We start from the raw sequence: 20223 nt of genomic DNA on the forward strand, positions 1-20223 counted from the left end.
GCCCGCGGCGGCCGCTGTCCGGACTTCAACAAGGAGGAGACCCCACCATGCCACACCCTTCCATCCACCGGCTGGCCCCGGCTGCACTGGCCGCTGCCACACTGCTGGCCGCCTGCGGCGGCGGCGGCAGCGACTTCGCCACGCCCTTCGTCGACAGCGCACTGGTGCTGCCGACCGCAGCCGCACCCCGCTTCACCGAACCGCCGGCTGGCACCAGCGAGTACCAGCGCCATCTGGACACCGCCACCGCCAATGCCGGCACCGAGTTCGCCGGTGAACAGCGCCGCCAGTGGTGCTACTCGGTCGAGAACGTCGGTGCACCGCCGGAACTGCAGAACACCACGGTCGTGCCGATGACCAGGCTGTTCGACAACCTGTACTACGCCGGCCGGCGCTGGGTGGGCGTGTATGTGCTGAAGACGGCCAACGGCTACTTCCTGCTCGACGGCCAGAACACCCTGGCCGATGCCCGCGAGATCACCGTGCCCGGCCTGGTGGCCATGGGCATCGACCCGGCCAGCTTCAAGGCCGGCATGCCCACGCACGGCCATGGCGACCACTACAACGGCCTGAAGCACATGCAGGATGCCTACGGCGGCCCGGTCTACATCGGCTCGGCCGATGCGGCGGCGCTGTCGGCCACCAACCCCCGCAACACCACCGCCTTCGCCGGCTCGGCCACCAACTTCATCACCACCACGGCGCTGCCCACCGAGGTGCTGACACCGCAGACCATCACGGTCGACGGCCAGGCGCTGACCGTGCTGTCGACGCCCGGCCACACGCCCGGCACCGTCTCGGGCATCCTGCCCGCGACGATCGGCGACAAGACCTACAAGCTGGTCTACTGGGGTGGCACCGGCACGCCGACCACGCTGCCGCTGGCCAAGCAGTATCTGGATGGCGCGGAGCGCACCTACCAGCTGGCCAAGGCCGAGAACGTGGACGGCACCATCCACACCCATCCCTTCGTCGATGGCTCGCTGGCCAAGGTGGATGCGATACGGGCCGGCACCGCCGGCGGCCGCAACCCGTTCCTGATCGGCAACGCCAGCACGCTGCGCTCGCTGTCGGTGCTGCGCGAGTGCTCGGCCGCCAAGGTCAACGCGCTGGATGCCACCGTGGTCAACCCGGTCTGGCTGACCACCACGGTGGAGATGGTGGTCTCCAGCCTCACCAGCGGCTCGGGCGACAACCACAACGTCTCGGCCCGGGTGCGCATCAGCGATCCCTACGGCCCGGTGGCCAACGCAGCGGTCACGCTGCGCCTGGCCGGCACCACCGGCACCTGCACCGCCACCACCGACAGCACCGGGGTGGCCGCCTGCGGCCTGCTGACCTACCTGCCCACCAAGGGCAAGACGCTGCAGGCCAGCTTCGACGGCACGTCGACCGCTGCCAAGGTCTGGCTGGGCAGCGGCGCGTCGGCGGTGCTGAACTGACACCGGCTGCAGCCATGCGCCCGCGGCCCCACCGTTCCTTTGCTGCCGTGGCGGTGGCGCTGCTGCCACTGGCCTGCCTGTCGGGACCGACCGACGCGGCCTTGGCCGACCGCCTCGTGCCTGCAGGCACGACCGGTGTCCCGTCGGACAGCCACCTGCGCGCGGCACAGCGGCAGGCTCGCGGGCAGCCCGCACTGGCGGCCCTGGTGCGACACCATTGTGCGCAGACGGCCGCCCCGAAGACCGCTGCCCTGGCACGGCAGGCCCTGGAACAGGCCGAAGCAGCCCATCGGGCCGAGCGCGCGCTGCCGCGCCCGGAGCCCGACCGCCTGCTGCAGCACGTGGTGCTGCGCAGCTGCGCGGCACACCACGCCACCCGTTTGCAGCCAGGCGCATCGTTTGCGGTGTGGTGGCACACCCGGCTCGCCATCGACAGCATGCGCCCGACCGCCACCGGCTTCGAGGCCCTGGCACGCGCCAGCACGGTCAACGGCGCCGTGGCCAGCAGCCGGGTCACCTTGGCGCGCGGGCTGCACCATGCTTGCTTCATGGCCACCGATGCCACCGGACAGGCGGCCTGCGTGCTGGTCGACACCCATCCCCACGGCGGCCGGCCCGATGCCTGGGCCGAGGCCCACGAAGGTCCGGTGATCGCCACCTTTGCCGGCAGCGTGTCGCCGGACCGGGTGGAACTGCCCGCCGTTGCCTTCCGCGACATGCCGGTCTTCGCCAGCCCGCCGGCCTGGCGCTGATCCCTCCCCCTGCCCCACTTCGCCGCCGCCGCGCTGGCACCCACCGACCCAACCGCCATGACAACCCACCCCAACTACATCGCCGGTGACTGGATGGACGGCGCCGATGCGGCCGACAACACCAACCCGTCGGACACCCGGGATGTGATCGGCAGCTATGCCCGGGCCAGTGCGGACCAGGCCCGAGAGGCCGTGGCGGCCGCCCAGTCGGCGCAACCGCGCTGGGCCGCCAGCACGCCGCAGCAGCGTGCCGATGCGCTGGATGCCATCGGCCGCGAAATCGCCGACCGGCAGGCTGCGCTGGCCGACCTGCTGGCCCGCGAGGAGGGCAAGCCGCTGGCCGAGGCACGTGGCGAGGTGCTGCGGGCCTCGCACATCTTCCGCTTCTTCGCCGGTGAGGCCATGCGCCAGCGCGGCGAGCTGCTGCCGTCCACCCGTCCCGGGCTGACGGTGGAGGTGACGCGCGAGCCGGTCGGCGTGGTGAGCATCATCACGCCCTGGAACTTCCCGATCGCCATCCCGGCCTGGAAGATCGCGCCCGCGCTGGCCCACGGCAACGCGGTGGTGTTCAAGCCGGCCGAGCTGGTGCCCGGGTCGGCCTGGGCGCTGGCCGAGATCATCAGCCGCGCCGGCCTGCCCGCCGGCACCTTCAACCTGGTGATGGGCCGCGGCCGCGACCTGGGCGAGGTGCTGCTGGGCGACCCCGGCGTGCAGGCCGTGACCTTCACCGGCTCGGAGGCCACCGGCCGCCGGGTGGCGCAGGCCTGCATCGGCCGGTCCGGCGCGATGGCGAAGTTCCAGCTGGAGATGGGCGGCAAGAACCCGCTGGTGGTCCTGGACGACGCGGACCTCGAGGTCGCCGTGGCCTGCGCCCTCAACGGTGCGTTCTTCTCCACCGGCCAGCGCTGCACTGCGTCGTCGCGCCTGGTGGTGACCGACGGCATCCACGACCGCTTCGTCGCCGCCCTGGTCGCGCGGATGGGAACCCTGGTCGTCGGCGATGCCCGCGACCCGCGCACCACCATCGGCCCCGTGGTCGATGCCAGCCAGCTGCAGCAGGACTGCGGCTACATCGCCATCGGCCGCAGCGAGGGCGCGCGCCTGGCCTTCGGCGGCGAGGCACTGCCCGCCATCGACGGCAAGCCCGGCTTCTACCTGCAGCCGACACTCTTCGTCGACACCCACAACGGCATGCGCATCAACCGCGAAGAGATCTTCGGCCCGGTGGCATCCGTCATCCGCGTGCGTGATGCCGACGAAGCGCTGGCGGTGGCCAACGACACGGCCTTCGGCCTGTCGGCGGGCGTGTGCACCACGTCGCTGAAGTGGGCCGCGCACTTCAAGCGCCACCTGCAGGCCGGCATGGTGATGGTGAACGCACCGACAGCCGGCGTCGATCCGCATGTGCCCTTCGGCGGGCGCAAGGGATCGAGCGCCGGCCCGCGCGAGCAGGGCCGCCACGCCGCCGAGTTCTACACCACGGTCAAGACGGCCTACGTGGCAGCCTGACATCCGATCCTCTCCCACCTGGACGACACCACCATGCCCATGACCTTCCACCGCCGCCTGCTCCTGCGGGCAGCGCTGCTCGCCGCCACCGCCGTGGCCATCGCCGCCGGAGCGCAGACCCCTGCCACCGCCCCGCCTGCGGTCGCTGAGCGCGACGGATCCGGCCAGACCCTGCAGGACCTGTACCAGGCCGCGCTGAAGGAAGGCGGCACGCTGACGGTGTATGCCGGCGGCGACGAGGTGACGCAGGGCTTCGGCATCAAGGCCGGCTTCGAGCGCCAGTTTCCCGGCATGAAGATCCACATCGTGGTCGACCTCAGCAAGTACCACGATGCCCGCATCGAGGAGGAGCTGCTGCGCAAGGACCTGAAGGCCGACGTGGCGCATCTGCAGACCCTGCACGACTTCGACGACTGGGCGCGCCGCGGCCTGCTGCTGGCCTACCGGCCGGTGGGCTTCGACCAGGTGCCCGATGCCTACAAGGATCCGCAGGGCCGCTTCACCGGCCTGTTCATGCTGACCTTTGCCAACAGCTACAACAAGCTGCAGGTGGATGCCGCCGATGCGCCGCGCGACTACGCCGACTTCCTGAAGCCGCAGTTCAAGAACCGCATCGTCATCGCCTACCCGCACGACGACGATGCGGTGCTCTACATCTTCGACAAGATGATCCAGAAGCACGGCATCGGCTTCATCGACCAGCTCAACGCGCAGGGCGTGCAGTGGGTGCGTGGCACCCAGACGCCGCGCGACGCGGTGGAGGCCGGCAAGTACGCGGTGTCGGCAGCCACCTCGGGCGCCTTCGTGCCGGTGGAATCGGCCAACACCCGCTTCGTGCTGCCCACCAGCGACCCCTTCCTGACCTGGGCGCAGACCGGTGCCATCTTCAAGGACGCCAGGCATCCCGCGGCAGCCAAGCTCTACATGAGCTGGATGCTGTCGCTGCCGATGCAGTCGCAACCGCGGCAGTTTCCGTTGCGCAAGGATGTCGCCCCCTTGCCGGGCTTCAAGCCGCTGGCGCAGTACAACACCGATCCGCTGGACTTCCTGGCCTTCATGCGCGACCGCGCCCGGGTCGAGCGCCTGAAATCCCTGATGGAACGCCTGATCGGACCGGTGCAGGGCATCTCGCCGCTGAAGGACTGAGCGGTTGTCGATCCTTGCTTGAGCATCCAGCGGATTCCGTGGCTTGTGGCGGCGCGCCAGCGCGGCCAGCGTCGCGGGTTCCACCACAACAGAGGCCACCACCATGCTAGAGACAAGCCAACACGCCGCGCTGGCGCGTGAACTCGATGCCGCCGAACGCACCCGGGTGCAGGTGGCGCAGTTCTCGCGCCGGCATCCCGACATGACGATCGCCGACAGCTACGCCATCCAGCGCGAATGGGTGCGGCTGCAGTGCGCGGCCGGGCGCCGCGTCATCGGCCACAAGATCGGCCTGACGTCGCGGGCGATGCAGATCGCCTCGCAGATCACCGAGCCCGACCACGGCACCCTGCTCGACAGCATGCTGCTGCGCGACGGCAGCGAGGTGGAGGCGGCGCGCTTCATCGTGCCGCGCTTCGAGGTCGAGTTCGCCTTCATCCTGGCCAAGCCGCTGGCCGGCCCCGGCGTCACCGTGTTCGACGTGCTCAATGCCACCGACCATGTGGTCCCGGCGCTGGAGCTCATCGATGCCCGCATCGAACAATTCGACCGCCACACCAAGGCGCCGCGCAAGGTGCTGGACACCATCGCCGACAACGCGGCCAACGCCGGCATCGTGCTGGGCGGCCGGCCGATGCGCCCGGATGCCGTGGACTGGCGCTGGGCCGGCGCGCTGCTGTTCAAGAACGGCGTGATCGAGGAGTCGGGCCTGGGCGCGGCGGTGCTCAACCACCCGGCCAATGGCGTGGCCTGGCTGGCCAACACGCTGGCGCGGCACGGCGAGAGCCTGGCCGCCGGCGAGATCGTGCTGGGCGGCAGCTTCATCCGCCCGGTGGCCTGCGCCGCCGGCGACACCTTCCATGCCGACTATGGCCCGCTGGGCTCGATCTCGGTGAAGTTCGTCTGATGCGCACGCCAGCCAACACCTTCAAGCAGGCACTGACCGCACCCGGTGCACGCATCGGCCTGTGGCTGGGGCTGGCCGACCCCTATGCGGCCGAGCTGTGCGCGACGGCAGGCTTCGACTGGCTGCTGATCGACGGCGAGCATGGCCCGAACGACCTGCGGTCGATGCTGGGCGCGCTGCAGGCGGTGGCACCCTATCCCTCGCACCCGGTGGTGCGCATCCCGCAGGGCGATGCGGTGCTGATCAAGCAGGTGCTGGAGATCGGCGCCACCACGCTGCTGGTGCCGATGGTGGAGACCGCCGCGCAGGCGCGTGACCTGGTGCGGGCCACCCGCTACCCGCCGCAGGGCGTGCGCGGCGTGGGCAGCGGGCTGGCGCGCTCGTCGCGCTGGGGCGCACGCCCGGACTATCTGCAGCAGGCGAACGACAGCGTGTGCCTGCTGGTGCAGGTGGAGACCGCATCGGCACTGGCGCAGCTCGACGCCATCGCCGCGGTCGAGGGCGTCGACGGCGTGTTCATCGGGCCGGCCGACCTGTCGGCATCGATGGGGCACCTGGGCGACCCAGGCCATCCGGATGTCCAGCGGGCGATCGACAGCGCCATCGATCGCATCCTGGCCGCCGGCAAGGCGCCCGGGATCCTGGCGGTGGACGACGCCCTGGCGCGCCGTTACATCGGGATGGGCGTCCGCTTCGTGGCGGTCGGCGTCGAGGCCACCCTGCTGGCCCGCGCGGCACGCGCACTCGCCACGCGGTTCACGGCGGCTGGCGTGCCGCCCTGATCAGGCGGCCTGCAGGGCGGGCGGGCCACCATCACCGAACTGACATGCCGGGGTCATGGCGAGGACACGGCGGCCGGCCAGCATGGCCGGCATGCAGAACCTCGCACCCGCGCAGACACGCCACCCCCACCCCAGCGCGCCAGCGGCGCAGGCCCACCGCAGCGCCCCACGCACCCCGGTGCCCGGGGCCGACAACCTGCGGCTGGAGGCCGTCTGGGCCTGCCATGCCGACGAGGTGCGCGAGGCCCAGCGCCTGCGGCACCGGATCTTTGCCGGCGAAATGGGCGCCCGCCTGCCGGTGCTGCCCGGCACGCCACCGGGTCTGGATGTCGACACCTTCGACGCCCATTGCGAACACCTGCTGGTGCGCATCGCCGAGACGGCCGACAGCCCGGCCCGGGTGGTCGGCACCTACCGGGTGCTGACGGCCGCCGCCGCCCGCCGTGCCGGCGGCCTGTACAGCGACCAGGAGTTCGACCTCTCGGCCCTGGACGCGCTGCGCCCGCGCATCGCCGAACTGGGCCGCAGCTGCACCGACCCCGCCTTCCGCCAGGGCGGCGTGATCCTGATGCTGTGGTCGGCGCTGGCCGACTTCATGGTGCGCAACCAGCTCGACCTGACGGTGGGCTGCGCCAGCGTGCCGATGGCCGACGGCGGCCACACCGCCGCCAGCCTGTGGCAGCAGCTGCGCCGCAGCCACCTGGCACCGGCGCCGCTGGTGGCCGTGCCGCGCCTGCCGCTGCCGGTGGACAGCCTGCGCGGCGACCTGCCGGTGGAAGCGCCGCCGCTGATCAAGGGCTACCTGAAGTGCGGCGGCCGGGTGCTGGGCGCACCCGCCTGGGACCCCGATTTCCGCACCGCCGACCTGCCGATGATCATGGACCTGGCGGATCTGCCGGCGTCCTACCGCCGGCGCTTCCTGCCCAGCTGAGGGGCAGGCGCCGCCGGCCGCAGCCCGCGGCAGCCGTTCAGGCGGCTTGACGGCGGCGCGCCGCCGCACCCACCAGGCCCAGGCCGCCCAGCAGCAGCGCCCAGGTGCCGGGCTCGGGCACGGCCGACACGCCCAGGTCCGGGTGGTCGGTGAAGAAGCCGTCCATGCCCAGCGCCACGAAGGCCTTCACCTGGCCGGCCATGTCGCCGAAGGCCGCCGGGTCGGTGCTGCTGTCGAACTCGTTGGGCAGGAAGATGTTCTCGGCGCGGAAGGTCCAGCCATGCACCTCCAGGCCCAGGCTGTGGGCATCGGCCACCAGGGTGGTGGGCGTGCCCAGTTTGCCTGCCACCAGCGGGATCATCAGGTTGGTGTTGGCGCCCACGCCGTCGGCATAGGTGTCGATGAACTGCAGGCCGGCGGCATTCAGCTTGGCCAGATCGGCGTAGGTGCGCGTGTCGCCGCTGACCGCGAAGTCATAGGGCCGGCCACCACTGCTCAGCAGCTGGGCGATGCGGATGTCGGTGATGCTGTTGACGTACTGCAGGTTGCCCACCTCGAACGACTGGATGTAGACCGGCGCGCTGGCGGTGTTGCCGTAGTTGGCATGCAGGATCGAGACCAGCTTGTCCTCCATGCGCTGCACGCCATTGGCCTGGGCCACCGCGGCAAAGTAGGTGGGGTGCTTGGTCTCGGGGTAGATGCCGATGGTGCGGCCCAGCGTGGCCGAGCGCGCCTTGGCCAGGTCGATCACCTCCTGCAGCGTCGGGATGCGGTCCTGGTCGTTGTAGGCGTTGTTGCCGGTGCGCAGATCGCGCAGACGCTCCTGCGCAAAGATGTCGGTACGGATCTCGGCGGCGGTGAAGTCCTCGACCCACCAGCCGCCCACCTTCTGGCCGTCCAGCGTCTTCACCTGCAGGCGGCCGGCGTACTGCGGCAGCTGCCAGACATTGGTGCTGGTGTCGGTGCGGTTCAGCTCGGGCGCGCCGTTCACATACTTGATGCTGCCGTCCGCGTTGAGGTTGACCCGCGCCAGCATCGGCTCATGCCGGGCCAGCAGCTCGCCGTCCTTGGTCATCACCAGGTCGGGCTCGATGAAGTGGGCGCCCTGGCGGATGGCCAGGTCGTAGGCGGCCAGGGTGTGCTCGGGCCGGTAGCCCGAGGCCCCGCGGTGGCCGATGACGATGGGCGCGGCGCCCGACAGGGTGTTCCAGCCGGCGGCAGCCGCCGGTGCGCTGGCGCCCAGGCCGGCGGCGGCCAGCGCGGCGCTGGCCAGCAGGGTGGGAAGGAAGTTGTGCATGGTGGGGGTCCTCGGGATGTTGATGGGTTCAGGTGCTGCGACGGCGGGCCAGCGCACCCACGGCCAGCAGGCCGGCGGCCATCAGGGCCCAGGTGCCGGGCTCGGGGATGGGCGCGGTCAGGCTGATCTTCAGGAACTCGGTGTTGTCCGACTGCAGGTTGCGGCCGCCACCGCCGGGGAAGTTGTTGTCGTTGACCACCAGCAGGGTCTGGCTGTCGAGGATCAGCACGTCCTCGATGGTGACGTAGGGGAAGGTGAAGGTGGTGCTGCCGTCGCCGTTCAGGTCGTCGGGGTCGGCGATGTTCATCAGATCGACCAGCTCGGTCTTCTTCGCAAAGCCGTCGGCATCCTTCTGGCTGCTGTCGATCAGGAAGATCTTCTTGAACGGCGTGCCGCTGGTGGCGGTGCCGCCGTTACGCTCGATCACCACGAAGCGGTGGTCGTCGATGGCGGTCATGTCGCCGATGTTGGTGCCCAGGGTGTCGAGCTTGTAGCCGAACCAGCTGCCGTCGAAGGACTCGCTGGCCAGATCGAAGGATTGCACCAGCAGGCGCTTCTGGTCGGTGTCGGAGCTGACAGGCCGCTCCAGCAGGGTGTGCAGCTTGGTGCCGCTGGCGTTCAGCGCCATGCCCTCGAAGCCGCCCGAGCCGGGCAGGTTGTTGGCGCCGGTGGGCATCGGGTTGGACGGCGACTGCACCCAGGGGTTGGCATCCAGGCCCAGCACATTGGGCGTGCGGAACACCTTCTGCACCGTGCCGCTGGCATCGGCCTTCACCAGGAAGGGGCCGAACTCCTCGCCGAACCACAGGTTGCCGCTGCGGTCGCGGCGCACCGACTCGATGTCCAGGTCACCGCCGGTCAGCAGCCGGCCCTGGGTGATGGCCGCATCCACCGCGATGGCGCTGCCCGGGTAGTTGGCGCCGTCGGCCACGATGCCGAAGGGCATCCTGCGCTGGGCGTCGTTGAGGGTGATGCGGCTGGCCGCGGTGTAGCCGGGCAGCACAGCGCCGGTCTGGAAGTCAGCGGCGGCCACCGACCTGCCGGCCCAGTCCACCTGCACCGCGTACATGCGCAGCAATGCGTCGGCCGAGTTGCCCTTGGCGCCGAAACCGTTGTCCACCAGCATCTGGAAGCTGCCGTTCGCGCCCTGCAGCACGCCCGAGAAACCCTGCACCGGCTGCTTGCCGATGTACGGCGGGTTGTTGGCGGGGCTGTTGGCGTTGCTGAAGGCGAACTGGCCGGAGGTGGGCCCGTCGCTGAAGGTGGCGGCGGGCAGCAGGGCCCAACCGGTCAGGGTGTTGGCGGCTGCGGGGGCCACGGCGGCGGCCGCGGCAGCGGCCAGGGCCAGCAGGCGGAAGCGGCCGGCCAGGGTGGAAGCGGTCATCGGGTGTTCTCCTCGGGGACAGGGTTGTGATCGGTGGCACCTGCGTGGCCACGCAGGCATGCCGCTGATCCTGCCCGTTGGGTGCGACAGTCCGATGAAAGACTCAAGTCAGGCGACGGGCCAGCGCCGGCGGGGCGTGCACGGGCTCCAGCGCCTCGGGCTCCTCGGCTGCATCGGCCCCGGCAGTCTGCCGGGAGGGCAGCTGCACCGCGCGCTGCGCCGACCAGTCGGCGATCTCCAGCCGGCCGTCGTGGTGTTCCACCAGCGCGGTGAGGCTCTCGACCCAGTCGCCGTCGTTGCAGTACAGCACGCCCTCCACCTCGCGGATCTCGGCATGGTGGATGTGGCCGCACACCACACCATGCAGGCCGCGCTGGCGCGCCTCGCGCGCCACGGCGGCCTCGAAGTCACCGATGTAGCTGACCGCCCGCTTGACCTTGCCCTTCAGGTACTTCGACAGGCTCCAGTACGGCAGGCCCAGGCGGGCCCGCGCGCGGTTGAACCAGCTGTTGACCTGCAGCGTGCGCTCATAGGCCCAGTCGCCCACATGGGCCAGCCACTTGGCGCACTGGATCACGCCGTCGAAGTGGTCGCCGTGCGTCACCCACAGCCGGCGGCCGTCGGCGGTGGTGTGCACCGCCTCGTCGACCACGTCGACACCACCGAAGTTGTGCTCCACATAGCGCCGCGCGAACTCGTCGTGGTTGCCCGGTACGAAGACCACCCGCGTGCCCTTGCGCGCCTTGCGCAGGATCTTCTGCACCACGTCGTTGTGCGACTGCGGCCAGTACCAGCTGCGCCGCAGCTGCCAGCCGTCGATGATGTCGCCCACCAGGTACAGCGTCTCGCAGTCCACCTGGCGCAGGAAGTCGAGCAGGGCGCGCGCCTGGCAGCCGGGCGTGCCCAGGTGCAGGTCGGAGATCCAGACGGTGCGCACCCGCAGGCTGGCGCCGTCATCCAGGGGGTGTTCTGGCACGGTGCAGTGCGGTGGATGCATGGACTGCCATGGTGCTGGCGTCCGATGACAGGGGCAGGACGGTTGGATGACGGTTCAGCGCCGCGCGCATCAGCCCGTCCACCTGGGCCACCACCTGCTCCCACTGGCAGCCCAGCGTGGTCTGGCGGGCGCTGGCACCCCAGATGCCCGCCCGGTGGGCATCGGCCACCAGGTCGGCAGCCAGGGCCACGAAGCCGGCGGCGTCGCCCAGCCGGGCCAGCAGGCCGTTGTGGCCGCTGCGGATCAGCTGGCCGGCGGCGGCATGGTCGTAGGCCAGCACCGGCAGGCCGCTGGCCATGGCCTCGGGCACCACATTGCCGAAGGTCTCGGTCATGCTCGGGAAGACGAAGGCATCGGCGGAGGCGTAGTGCGCCGCCAGGTCGCTGCCGCTGCGCATGCCGGCGAACACCGCATCCGGGCAGCGTGCCTGCAGCGCGGCGCGCTCCGGGCCATCGCCCACCAGCAGCAGCCGGCTGTCGGGCCGCACCCGGCGCACCGCGTCGAAGGCCTGCAGCAGCAGACCCAGGTTCTTCTCGGCTGCCAGCCGGCCCACATGGGCCACCACGCAGGTGTCGGGGCCGGCGCCCCAGGACGCGCGCAGCGCCGTGCTGCGCTGGGCCGGGCCGAACTGGGCGGTGTCCACGCCGCGGGCCACCACGCTGACGTTCTCGAAACCCGCGCGCATGAGCGCCCGCTGCAGCACGGGCGTGGGCACCATCGTGGCCTGGGTGCGGTTGTGGAAGTGGCGCAGGTAGGCCAGGATCGGCCGCTCCAGCCAGCCGATGCCGTAGTGCTGGCTGTACGCCTGGAAGTTGGTGCGGAAGTCCGAGGTCACCGGCAGCCCCAGCTGCCGCGCCGCCCGCAGGGCCGACCAGCCCAACGGCCCCTCGGTGGCGATGTGCACCAGATCGGGCCGCTGCTGCTGCCACCGCGCCCGCAGCACGCCGGTGGCCGGCAGGCCCATGGTCAGCTGCGGATAGCGCGGGATGGGCAGGCCGGGCAGCTGCAGCTCGTCCAGCAGGCCGCTCGCCTGGCTGTCTGGCGGCGCGTCAAGCCGCGGGCGTGGGCGCACCAGCTGCAGCCGGTGGCCACGCGCCTGCAGGCCCCGCACCAGGCGGGCCACCGTCAGCGCAACGCCATTGACCTCGGGTGGATAGGTTTCCGTCACCACGGCGATGTGCAGCGGTGGCAGCCCGGGTGGATCGCCGCAGTGGGCAGGTTGCATGGCCATGGCCCATGCTGGCAGCCGCCGGCAACAGTTTGATGACGTGGCGGCAGGCGCACTGCCATCGGCCCGACACGGCACCGTCACCACCGCTTCATCACCCGGCGCCAGCATGCGCCCCGCGGGCCTGGCCCGCACGCCCGGCCACACACCCGATGTGCGCCAGGCGGCCCCTCCACCGAACCCCCAATGGACGGCACGCATGACCACCTTCGGCGACGCATTGCGCCAGCAGCGCTGGGACGACCACCGCTACTACCACCACAGCCGCATCAACCAGACGCTGCACCTGGTCAGCGCCATCAGCTTCGTCATCGCCTACGGCGTGCTGTTCGTCGACCCGCCACTGGCCGCGCTGATCGGCTGGCTGGTGTCGATGACCACCCGCCAGAGCGGCCACTTCTTCTTCGAGCCCACCGGCTACGACCATGTCAACCAGGCCACGCATGCGCACAAGGAGGCGATCAAGGTGGGCTACAACCTGCGCCGCAAGGTGGTGCTGCTGGCGGTGTGGGCCGCGGCGCCGCTGGCCGTGGCACTGCAGCCCGGCCTTTGGGGCCTGCTGACGCCGCACACCGACTTCGCCGGGTATGCCCGCAACGTGGGCTGGATCTGGCTGTGGCTGGGCGTGGCCGGCCTGGTGTTCCGCACGCTGCACCTGTTCATCCTGAGCGGCGTGCAGACCGGCCTGGTGTGGGCCACCAAGATCCTGACCGATCCGTTCCACGACATCTGGCTGTACCACCGCGCGCCGCTGCACCTGCTGCGCGGTGAATTGATCGACCCGATGCACCACGCGGCCGCGGGCCGCGGGCACTGAGGGCTGTCAGAACCGCTGCGCCAGCAGCTCGCGCAGGATGCCCCGGCGGATGGTCTGGTTGGTGCGGCGCGGATCGTGCCACCACCAGCCATCCGCCTGCATCTCCTTGCAGGCTGCCACGATGCGATGCGCCACCTCCCTGAAGTCGTTGTCGCTGTAGTCCAGGCTGAACACCAGCCGGCCGGTGCCCACCCAGCTGAGCGCCAGGCCATGGGCCCGCAGGTAGAACTGCAGCATCCAGTTGTACCGCGCCGGCTGGGTGTAGAACAGGGTCCACACCGAGCTGATGTTGGCCACCTGCACCGGCACGTCGGCCGCCAGCAGCTGCTGGTTGAGCTGGGCGGCGCGGGCGTTCCAGCGCGCATCCAGGCCGTCGTAGACGGCCTGCACGGCCGGGCTGTCGAGCCGCTCCAGGAAGACCTGCATCGCGCACATCACCATCGGATGGGCATTGAAGGTGCCGCGGGCAAAGCAGATGTCGGCCGGCCGGTCCTCGCGGTAGCGCTTCATCAGGGCGCGCCTGCCGCACACCACGCCCACCGGCAGGCCACCGCCCAGCGTCTTGCCGTAGGTCACCATGTCCGCCCGCACGCCGAAGTAGGCCTGGGCACCGCCGAGTGCCAGCCGGAAGCCCATGAACACCTCGTCGAAGATCAGCACGATGCCGCGCTCGGTGCACACGGTGCGCAGTTCCTGCAGCCAGGCGGTGTAGGCGCTGCGGTCGAAGCCGGCGCGGCGGCTGCTGTCGACCAGCGACGAATCACCCGGCGCCGCGCTGTTGGGATGCAGGCCCTGCAGCGGGTTGACCAGCACGCAGGCGATGTCGGTGCGGGTGCGCAGCACCCGCAGCGTGTCGGCGTCCATCTCCTTGAGGGTGTAGGTGTCGCGCGGCTTCACCGGGTTGCCCGGGCCGGGCTGCACGTCCTCCCACCAGCCGTGGTAGGCGCCGCAGAAGCGCACCAGGTGGGTCTTGCGGGTGTGGTAACGCGCCAGGCGCACGGCCTGCATCACCGCCTCGGTGCCGCTCATGTGGAACGAGACTTCGTCCAGCCCCGAGATCTGGCGCAGCCGCTCGACGTTGAAGGCCACCGCCGGGTGGTACGACCCGAGCAGCACGCCGTGGCTGCTGGCACGGGCCGTGGCCTCGGCCATCACCTGCCGGTAGAAGTCATGCCCGAAGACGTTGACGCCGTAGGAGCCGGTGAGGTCGTAGAAGGTCCGGCCGTCCAGGTCGGTCACCGTCACGCCGTCGGCCCGCTGCACGAAGCTGGCCACCTGCAGGTGCTTGCGCAGGTAGGGGCTGTACTGGAAGGGCACCCGGTAGGCGCTGGTGAACTGCAGGTCCGACAGGCCGTCGGCCGCCTGGCGCGTGAGCGCCAGCGACCGGGCATGCCGATCGCCCAGCTGCTGCGCCAGCTTCTGCAGCGCTGCCCGCCGGCGCGACACCGCCTCGGCCGGCGCCTGGTCGCTGTTGAAGAAGCGCTCGGCGTCGTAGGCATAACCAGGCAGCAGCGCGGCCACGCGCTTGGCCATGCGGGCATGGCCGGTCAGCGAAGGGTGCTTGGCGATCGACAGTTCCAGCCGGCGCTTGGCCGCCGGCAGCACCAGCGCCGCCGAGGCCAGGGCCACGGCGGTGAGTGCAAGGGTTTCATTCATCGGGTGGGCCTCCTTGGCGTCCACCCGCTTTCTAACCACCGGCTTTGACACCCGCATGAATTTCCAGCACTGGCGTGACCGCATCCTGCAGCAGGAGGACCTGAACTTCCTGCTGACCAACCGCGTGCCGCGCATCGCCCTCACCCGCTTCATGGGCTGGTTCAGCCAGATCCGGCAGCCGCTGGTGCGCGATGTCTCGCTGTGGATCTGGCAGCTGTTCGGCGACCTGGACCTGCGCGACGCACGCAAGACGCGCTTCGACAGCATGCACGACTGCTTCATCCGCGAGCTGCAGCCCGGCGCGCGGCCGGTGGATGCCGACCCGCAGGTGCTCTGCAGCCCTTGCGACGCCATCCTGGGCGCCTGCGGGCCGGTGCAGGGGCTGACGGTGTTCCAGGCCAAGGGCTTTCCGTACACCCTGCCCGAACTGTTCGGGGATGACCCGCAAGCCTTTGCACCGTACCGCGACGGCGTCTTCGCCACGCTGCGGCTCACCTCGGGCATGTACCACCGCTTCCATGCGCCGCATGATTGCCAGGTGCACCATGTCACCCACCACAGCGGCGACACCTGGAACGTCAACCCGATCGCGCTGAAGCGGGTGCAGAAGCTGTTCTGCCGCAACGAGCGCGCCGTGGTGCACACCCGGGTGGGTGCGGCGGGGCACCCGGTGGCCCTGGTGCCGGTGGCCGCCATCCTGGTGGCCAGCCTGCGCCTGCACTGGCTGAGCCCGCTGCTCGGGCTGGACTACCGCGGGCCCGATGAACTGCCCTGCGACGCCCACTTCGCCAAGGGCCAGGAAATGGGCTGGTTCCAGCACGGCTCGACGATCATCGTCTTCACGCCGCGCGGCTTCACCCTGGCCGATGGCCTGGCCCCCGGCAGCCGGCTGCGCATGGGCCAGGCGTTGATGCGGCTGCCAGCGGGCGCCTGAAGCCTCAGGCGGTGTGGCGGCGGCCGCGCTGCAGGGCCAGCAGCACCAGCAGGCCGGCCGACAGCATGGCCAGCGTCGACGCCTCGGGCACCGGGCTGGTGACCACCCACAGTTGCGGCGCGACCGACCCCTGCAGGCTGTCAAACCGCTTGGCGGTGCGCGTGTCCGCCGGCTCGGCGCCGATCAGGATCCAGCCGAAATTGCTGGCGGGCCGGTCCAGCCAGCCCTGCACATCGGCCACCAGGCCGGGCGTGCTCGTCCAGGTGTAGGCCGCTGGCGCCGGACCGACCAATGTGGCAGCGCTGGACTGCGCCACGAAGTCGCCACCGCGGCGGGCCCATTCGGTCACGCCGAAACTGCTCCAGCGCCAGGTGGTATCGCCCGCCTGCGCCGGCGCGCCGGAACCCAGCGATCCGCCGTTGGACGGCCCCTCGCCCCAAGGCGACAACAGCCGGTGCACCCGCACCGCATGGTCGTCCACCGAACGCGTCTCGAACAGGCGCAGGGAAGCCGACACCACCACCTGCCCCGCCGGAATGCTGCCGAGGTCGAACCGCAGCAAGGCCCGCCGCACGAAGCCACCTGCCGTCGTTCCCAGCCACAACGATCCGCCCTGGCTGTCGCTGACGCTGTCCCAGTCGACGACCGACGGTGCATCGGTGGCGTTGGCGAAGATGGTCGTGTCCGCCACGGGCTGGAACTGGTGGACCACCTCGCCCGGCAGCGCCTGGGCGGCGCCGCTGCCCAACAGCACCAAAAGACAAAGCCCGTGTCTGCCGTCCATCGATCGCATGCCGCACTCCTGTCTGTTGCCATCCGCAGCGTAGGCACCCCACGTGGCGGCCATGTGACAGCACCGCGGCCGGTGTGCCCCGACTCGATCGGGGGGCATGGCAAGGCCTTCACGCCACGGTCACATCGCCTCCCTAGATTCCACGGCATTCCGCCGCACAACCAGGCCAGTGACGGCGGAGCCACACCACACGCCAGGAGCATCCCCGCCATGAGCAGCGTCTTTCACCCGAGCAACGACGAGACCATCAATCCGTCCGGCAACGCATCGATCCGCGATGTCATGGCCGCCTTCACCGGCCGCCGCAATTTCATGAAGGGCACCCTGGGTGCGGCCACGCTGGCCACGCTGGGTGGCTTCGGTACGTCGGCCCATGCCTATCCGGTGGCACCGGCGCCGACCGGCGCCATCGGCTTCACCGGCCTGCCGCCCAACCTGGCAGCCGGCTTCATCGATGCGGTGCGCGTGCCCGCTGGTTACACCGCCAAGGTCATGGTCAGCTGGGGCGACGCCATCGGCGTGGCCGGCCCGAACGCCCTGGTCGGCCACGACCACAGCGATCCGTCGCCCATCACGGCTGCCGTGCAGAACGCGACCTTCGGCCAGCACAACGACGGCATGCACTTCTTCCCGTTCGCCGGTGTCGGCGCGGGCACGGTGAGCAATGACCGCGGCCTGCTGGTGGTCAACCACGAGTACGTCGATCCGGGCCTGCACGCCAACACCGCCAGCTACGGCTCGGCCACCATCACCAAGGCCCTGGTCGATGCGCAGGTCGCGGCCCATGGTGTGAGCGTCGTCGAACTGCGCCGCATGGGTGGCAAGTGGAGCGTGGTGCGGCCGTCGACGTTTGCCCGCCGCATCACCGGCGCCACGCCGATGACCATCAGCGGACCGGCCGCTGGCGCCGATGCCCTGAAGACCGCTGCCGACCCGACCGGCATGTCGGTGATGGGCACGCTGAACAACTGTGCCCACGGCACCACGCCCTGGGGCACCTACCTCACCTGCGAAGAGAACTGGAACGGCTACTTCGGTGCCAACGGCGCCTTCACGCAGACGCCCGTCGAGCGCCGCTACGGCGTCACGGCCGGCGGCTTCGGCTACCGCTGGCATGAGGCCGATGCGCGTTTCGACCTCAACGCCCCGGGCAACCGCAACGAGCCCAACCGCTTCGGCTGGGTGGTGGAGATCGACCCGTTCAACCCGCGCTCGACGCCGGTCAAGCGCACCGCGCTGGGCCGCATCAAGCACGAGAGCTGCGACTACGCGGTGGCGCCGGACGGCACGGTCTGCTTCTACACCGGTGACGACGAGCGCAACGACTACATGTACAAGTTCGTCTGCGCCGGCAAGTTCAACAAGACCAACCGCGCCGCCAACCGCAACCTGCTGGACAGCGGCACGCTGTACGTGGCCCGGTTCAATGCCGATGGCACCGGCACCTGGCTGCCGCTGGTCTTCGGCGTGGGCCCGCTGACGGCCGAGAACGGCTTCACCAGCCAGGCCGACGTGCTGATCCGCACCCGCCAGGCCGCCGACCGCGTGGGCGCCACGATGATGGACCGCCCGGAGTGGGTGGCCGTGCACCCCACCACCCGCGAGGTCTACCTCACGTTGACCAACAACAACCGCCGCGGCACCAGCCCGGCGTCGGTGAACAACCCCAACGGGTCGTCCAGCGCCGGCGGTTCCCGCCCGCCGGTGGATGCCGCCAACCCGCGTCCGGACAACCGCTACGGCCACATCATCCGCTGGACCGAAACCGGCAACAGCCCGGCCGCCACCAGCTTCGACTGGGATATCTTCGCCGAGTGCGGCGACAAGATGGCCACGGCGGCCAACCTGAAGGGCAACATCAACGGCGACGACCTGGGTGCGCCCGACGGCCTGTGGTTCGACAAGCAGGGCCGGCTGTGGATCCAGACCGACCAGCAGGGCGATGGCCTGGGCGACTGGGCCAACATCGGCGGCAACGCGATGTTCGCGGCCGATCCGTCGACCCGCAAGATCACCCGCTTCCTGACCAGCCCGCGCAACTGCGAGGTCACCGGTGTGATCAACACGCCGGACGGCAAGACCATGTTCGTCGGCATCCAGCACCCGGGCGAGGACTGGGCCCCTGGCGGCTACACCAAGAACAGCACCTGGCCCGACAGCGGCGCCAACGGCCCCACCACGCAGGCCGTGGTGACCAAGCCGCGCTCGTCGGTGGTGGTCATCACCAAGGACGACGGTGGCGTGATCGGCACCTGACCGCCACGCGGCCGGCCCAGGCCGGCTGCCACCCGCATCCCCATCCCTCGACTGGAGTTCCCATGAAACTGCACCTGATTGCCGCCGCCACCCTGGCCGCCGCGGCCACCCTGCCGGCCCACGCGCTGCTGGTCAACGACGCCGCCGCCATCGCCGGCCCGACCATGATGGTCGATTTCGAGGCCTTCGACGGCCTGCTGGGCAGCGGCCCGGTGACCGTGGCCCCCGGCGTCGTGTTCAGCGGCGACAGCGGCGCCGAGCTGGGCGCCAACAACCGCGACCTGGGCGACAACGGCCTGTGGGGCGCCATCGGCAACTTCGCCGCCGGCGGTGTCGGCGGTGAGCTGCGCTTCACCTTCAGCGACGGCCTGAGCAGCGGCGCCGGCGCCTTCGTCAGCCACTATGCCAACGCGGCGCTGCCGTTCGCGCTGGCGGTGGAAGTGTCGGCCTACGGCGACAACGGCCTGATCATCGAGACCCACAGCTTCACCGTGGGCGCCACGGCCGAGGACTACAACGCCGGCCAGTTCCTGGGCATCACCCGCGCGCAAGCCGACATCCGCAGCATCAGCTTCAAGGGCGTCGGCGTGGTCGCCGACAACCTGGTGCTGACCACGCCGGTGCCGGAGCCCGGCACCTGGGCGTTGATGCTCGCCGGCCTGGTGGCCGTGGGCTTCCTGGGCGTGCGCCAGCGCATGGGCTGAGCGTCCCCGCAACAGACAACAGCAAGAACAAGGCCGGGCGCAAGCCCGGCCTTTTCTTTTGGTGCGCCATGGGCTGTCACACGCCTGCCGCCACACCCGCCCAGCCCGGCCAGAAGGCTGCGTGGGCATGGTCCGAACGGACCATGCAACGCACCAAAGCGCGTCGAAACATCACTCGGCAGTCACGGCCGGTCGGTAGTCTGAGCCGATTGTTGCTGCGCCTTGTCCACACCGTGTCCGTCCCTCCCGTCCACCCCCGTTCCACCCCGCCCCGGCGCAGGTTGGCCACCGGCTTCACCCTGCTGGAGCTGCTGGTGGTGATGGTCATCATCGGCCTGCTGGCGGGCTATGTCGGCCCCAAGCTGTTCGCGCAGATCGGCAAGTCGGAGACCAAGGTCACCCGGGCCCAGATCGACGCGCTGCAGAAGGCGCTGGACCAGTACCGCATCGACACCGGCCGCTACCCCAGCACCGAGCAGGGCCTGGCGGTGCTGGTGCAGCGCCCGGCCGACGAGCCGCGCTGGAGCGGCCCCTACCTGGCCAAGGCCGTGCCCGCCGATCCCTGGGGCAGGCCTTTCCTCTACACCATGCCCGGCCGCCAGGGCGAGTACGACCTGCAGAGCCTGGGCAAGGATGGCCAGCCCGGTGGCGACGGCGACGACGCCGACCTGAACAGTTGGTGAACCGG

18 protein-coding genes are annotated in these 20223 nt (G+C 70.5%); 12 read left to right on the forward strand and 6 right to left on the reverse strand.

The window, feature by feature from the left end; all coding sequences use genetic code 11:
* The first annotated feature begins 47 nt into the window (after window positions 1–47).
* From FFT10_RS09805 to FFT10_RS09835, 7 genes are all read left to right on the forward strand, one after another.
* On the forward strand, window positions 48–1442 hold the full coding sequence (locus FFT10_RS09805; protein ID WP_162520737.1) for an MBL fold metallo-hydrolase: 1395 nt from the start codon (window positions 48–50) through the stop codon (window positions 1440–1442).
* 14 nt (window positions 1443–1456) lie between these two features.
* Window positions 1457–2194 (forward strand): hypothetical protein, encoded by a 738-nt coding sequence (locus FFT10_RS09810; protein ID WP_137732638.1) that lies wholly within the window; start codon window positions 1457–1459, stop codon window positions 2192–2194.
* Between the two features lie 57 nt (window positions 2195–2251).
* The gene (locus FFT10_RS09815; RefSeq protein ID WP_137732639.1) at window positions 2252–3703 is read left to right on the forward strand and encodes an aldehyde dehydrogenase family protein; all 1452 of its coding nucleotides are present in this window, start codon (window positions 2252–2254) and stop codon (window positions 3701–3703) included.
* A gap of 33 nt (window positions 3704–3736) precedes the next feature.
* Window positions 3737–4849: an ABC transporter substrate-binding protein gene (locus FFT10_RS09820; protein WP_137732640.1), complete on the forward strand. Its 1113-nt coding sequence runs from the start codon at window positions 3737–3739 to the stop codon at window positions 4847–4849.
* 103 nt (window positions 4850–4952) lie between these two features.
* Window positions 4953–5756, forward strand: a complete 804-nt coding sequence (hpaH, locus tag FFT10_RS09825) for a 2-oxo-hept-4-ene-1,7-dioate hydratase (RefSeq protein ID WP_137732641.1) — start codon at window positions 4953–4955, stop codon at window positions 5754–5756.
* The gene (hpaI, locus tag FFT10_RS09830; protein WP_137732642.1) at window positions 5756–6538 is read left to right on the forward strand and encodes a 4-hydroxy-2-oxoheptanedioate aldolase; all 783 of its coding nucleotides are present in this window, start codon (window positions 5756–5758) and stop codon (window positions 6536–6538) included. Before hpaH ends, hpaI begins: the two co-directional genes overlap by 1 nt.
* 91 nt (window positions 6539–6629) lie before the next feature.
* Window positions 6630–7469: a GNAT family N-acetyltransferase gene (locus tag FFT10_RS09835; RefSeq protein ID WP_373282491.1), complete on the forward strand. Its 840-nt coding sequence runs from the start codon at window positions 6630–6632 to the stop codon at window positions 7467–7469.
* A 37-nt stretch (window positions 7470–7506) separates the two neighbouring features.
* Here FFT10_RS09835 and FFT10_RS09840 read toward each other — a convergent pair whose 3' ends face one another.
* The 4 genes from FFT10_RS09840 to FFT10_RS09855 all read right to left on the reverse strand — a co-directional run bounded on the left by FFT10_RS09840 (window position 7507) and on the right by FFT10_RS09855 (window position 12372).
* On the reverse strand, window positions 7507–8766 hold the full coding sequence (locus FFT10_RS09840; RefSeq protein WP_137732644.1) for a glycerophosphodiester phosphodiesterase family protein: 1260 nt from the start codon (window positions 8764–8766) through the stop codon (window positions 7507–7509).
* A gap of 28 nt (window positions 8767–8794) precedes the next feature.
* The gene (locus FFT10_RS09845; RefSeq protein WP_137732645.1) at window positions 8795–10150 is read right to left on the reverse strand and encodes an esterase-like activity of phytase family protein; all 1356 of its coding nucleotides are present in this window, start codon (window positions 10148–10150) and stop codon (window positions 8795–8797) included.
* Window positions 10151–10253: 103 nt separating this feature from the next.
* Complete coding sequence (locus FFT10_RS09850; RefSeq protein ID WP_137732646.1) at window positions 10254–11147, reverse strand: UDP-2,3-diacylglucosamine diphosphatase; 894 nt, start codon at window positions 11145–11147, stop codon at window positions 10254–10256.
* Window positions 11104–12372 carry a glycosyltransferase family 4 protein gene (locus tag FFT10_RS09855; protein WP_228027043.1) on the reverse strand — a complete coding sequence of 423 codons (1269 nt, stop codon included), beginning with the start codon at window positions 12370–12372 and terminating at the stop codon, window positions 11104–11106. Before FFT10_RS09855 ends, FFT10_RS09850 begins: the two co-directional genes overlap by 44 nt.
* Window positions 12373–12574: 202 nt before the next feature.
* On the opposite strand from FFT10_RS09855, the gene FFT10_RS09860 reads away from it, so the two are divergent.
* Complete coding sequence (locus FFT10_RS09860; protein ID WP_137732648.1) at window positions 12575–13192, forward strand: hypothetical protein; 618 nt, start codon at window positions 12575–12577, stop codon at window positions 13190–13192.
* Between the two features lie 6 nt (window positions 13193–13198).
* On the opposite strand, the gene FFT10_RS09865 is transcribed toward FFT10_RS09860, so the two are convergent.
* Window positions 13199–14848 carry an aminotransferase class III-fold pyridoxal phosphate-dependent enzyme gene (locus FFT10_RS09865; RefSeq protein WP_137732649.1) on the reverse strand — a complete coding sequence of 550 codons (1650 nt, stop codon included), beginning with the start codon at window positions 14846–14848 and terminating at the stop codon, window positions 13199–13201.
* A gap of 55 nt (window positions 14849–14903) precedes the next feature.
* Between FFT10_RS09865 and asd the strand changes: the two genes are divergently transcribed.
* The gene (gene asd / locus FFT10_RS09870) at window positions 14904–15782 is read left to right on the forward strand and encodes an archaetidylserine decarboxylase (RefSeq protein WP_137732650.1); all 879 of its coding nucleotides are present in this window, start codon (window positions 14904–14906) and stop codon (window positions 15780–15782) included.
* A 4-nt stretch (window positions 15783–15786) separates the two neighbouring features.
* On the opposite strand, the gene FFT10_RS09875 is transcribed toward asd, so the two are convergent.
* Window positions 15787–16536: a DNRLRE domain-containing protein gene (locus FFT10_RS09875; protein ID WP_162520738.1), complete on the reverse strand. Its 750-nt coding sequence runs from the start codon at window positions 16534–16536 to the stop codon at window positions 15787–15789.
* A gap of 249 nt (window positions 16537–16785) precedes the next feature.
* Between FFT10_RS09875 and FFT10_RS09880 the strand changes: the two genes are divergently transcribed.
* From FFT10_RS09880 to gspG, 3 genes are all read left to right on the forward strand, one after another.
* On the forward strand, window positions 16786–18831 hold the full coding sequence (locus FFT10_RS09880; protein ID WP_137732652.1) for a PhoX family protein: 2046 nt from the start codon (window positions 16786–16788) through the stop codon (window positions 18829–18831).
* 62 nt (window positions 18832–18893) lie between these two features.
* Entirely contained in the window at window positions 18894–19535 is a 642-nt protein-coding gene (locus tag FFT10_RS09885; RefSeq protein WP_137732653.1) for a PEP-CTERM sorting domain-containing protein, read from the forward strand.
* A gap of 281 nt (window positions 19536–19816) precedes the next feature.
* Complete coding sequence (gene gspG / locus FFT10_RS09890) at window positions 19817–20218, forward strand: type II secretion system major pseudopilin GspG (RefSeq protein ID WP_228027044.1); 402 nt, start codon at window positions 19817–19819, stop codon at window positions 20216–20218.
* Window positions 20219–20223 lie beyond the last annotated feature (5 nt).

The sequence above is a fragment of the Pseudaquabacterium pictum genome (assembly GCF_005403045.1).
In the GTDB taxonomy this organism is placed as follows: Bacteria; Pseudomonadota; Gammaproteobacteria; order Burkholderiales; family Burkholderiaceae_C; genus Pseudaquabacterium; species Pseudaquabacterium pictum.

Coding starts and splice junctions, on each gene's coding strand:
- FFT10_RS09805 (WP_162520737.1), top strand. CDS start 48: ATGCCACACCCTTCCATCCACCGGCTGGCCCCGGCTGCACTGGCCGCT.
- FFT10_RS09810 (WP_137732638.1), top strand. CDS start 1,457: ATGCGCCCGCGGCCCCACCGTTCCTTTGCTGCCGTGGCGGTGGCGCTG.
- FFT10_RS09815 (WP_137732639.1), top strand. CDS start 2,252: ATGACAACCCACCCCAACTACATCGCCGGTGACTGGATGGACGGCGCC.
- FFT10_RS09820 (WP_137732640.1), top strand. CDS start 3,737: ATGCCCATGACCTTCCACCGCCGCCTGCTCCTGCGGGCAGCGCTGCTC.
- hpaH (WP_137732641.1), top strand. CDS start 4,953: ATGCTAGAGACAAGCCAACACGCCGCGCTGGCGCGTGAACTCGATGCC.
- hpaI (WP_137732642.1), top strand. CDS start 5,756: ATGCGCACGCCAGCCAACACCTTCAAGCAGGCACTGACCGCACCCGGT.
- FFT10_RS09835 (WP_373282491.1), top strand. CDS start 6,630: ATGCAGAACCTCGCACCCGCGCAGACACGCCACCCCCACCCCAGCGCG.
- FFT10_RS09840 (WP_137732644.1), bottom strand. CDS start 8,766: ATGCACAACTTCCTTCCCACCCTGCTGGCCAGCGCCGCGCTGGCCGCC.
- FFT10_RS09845 (WP_137732645.1), bottom strand. CDS start 10,150: ATGACCGCTTCCACCCTGGCCGGCCGCTTCCGCCTGCTGGCCCTGGCC.
- FFT10_RS09850 (WP_137732646.1), bottom strand. CDS start 11,147: ATGCATCCACCGCACTGCACCGTGCCAGAACACCCCCTGGATGACGGC.
- FFT10_RS09855 (WP_228027043.1), bottom strand. CDS start 12,372: ATGCAACCTGCCCACTGCGGCGATCCACCCGGGCTGCCACCGCTGCAC.
- FFT10_RS09860 (WP_137732648.1), top strand. CDS start 12,575: ATGACCACCTTCGGCGACGCATTGCGCCAGCAGCGCTGGGACGACCAC.
- FFT10_RS09865 (WP_137732649.1), bottom strand. CDS start 14,848: ATGAATGAAACCCTTGCACTCACCGCCGTGGCCCTGGCCTCGGCGGCG.
- asd (WP_137732650.1), top strand. CDS start 14,904: ATGAATTTCCAGCACTGGCGTGACCGCATCCTGCAGCAGGAGGACCTG.
- FFT10_RS09880 (WP_137732652.1), top strand. CDS start 16,786: ATGAGCAGCGTCTTTCACCCGAGCAACGACGAGACCATCAATCCGTCC.
- FFT10_RS09885 (WP_137732653.1), top strand. CDS start 18,894: ATGAAACTGCACCTGATTGCCGCCGCCACCCTGGCCGCCGCGGCCACC.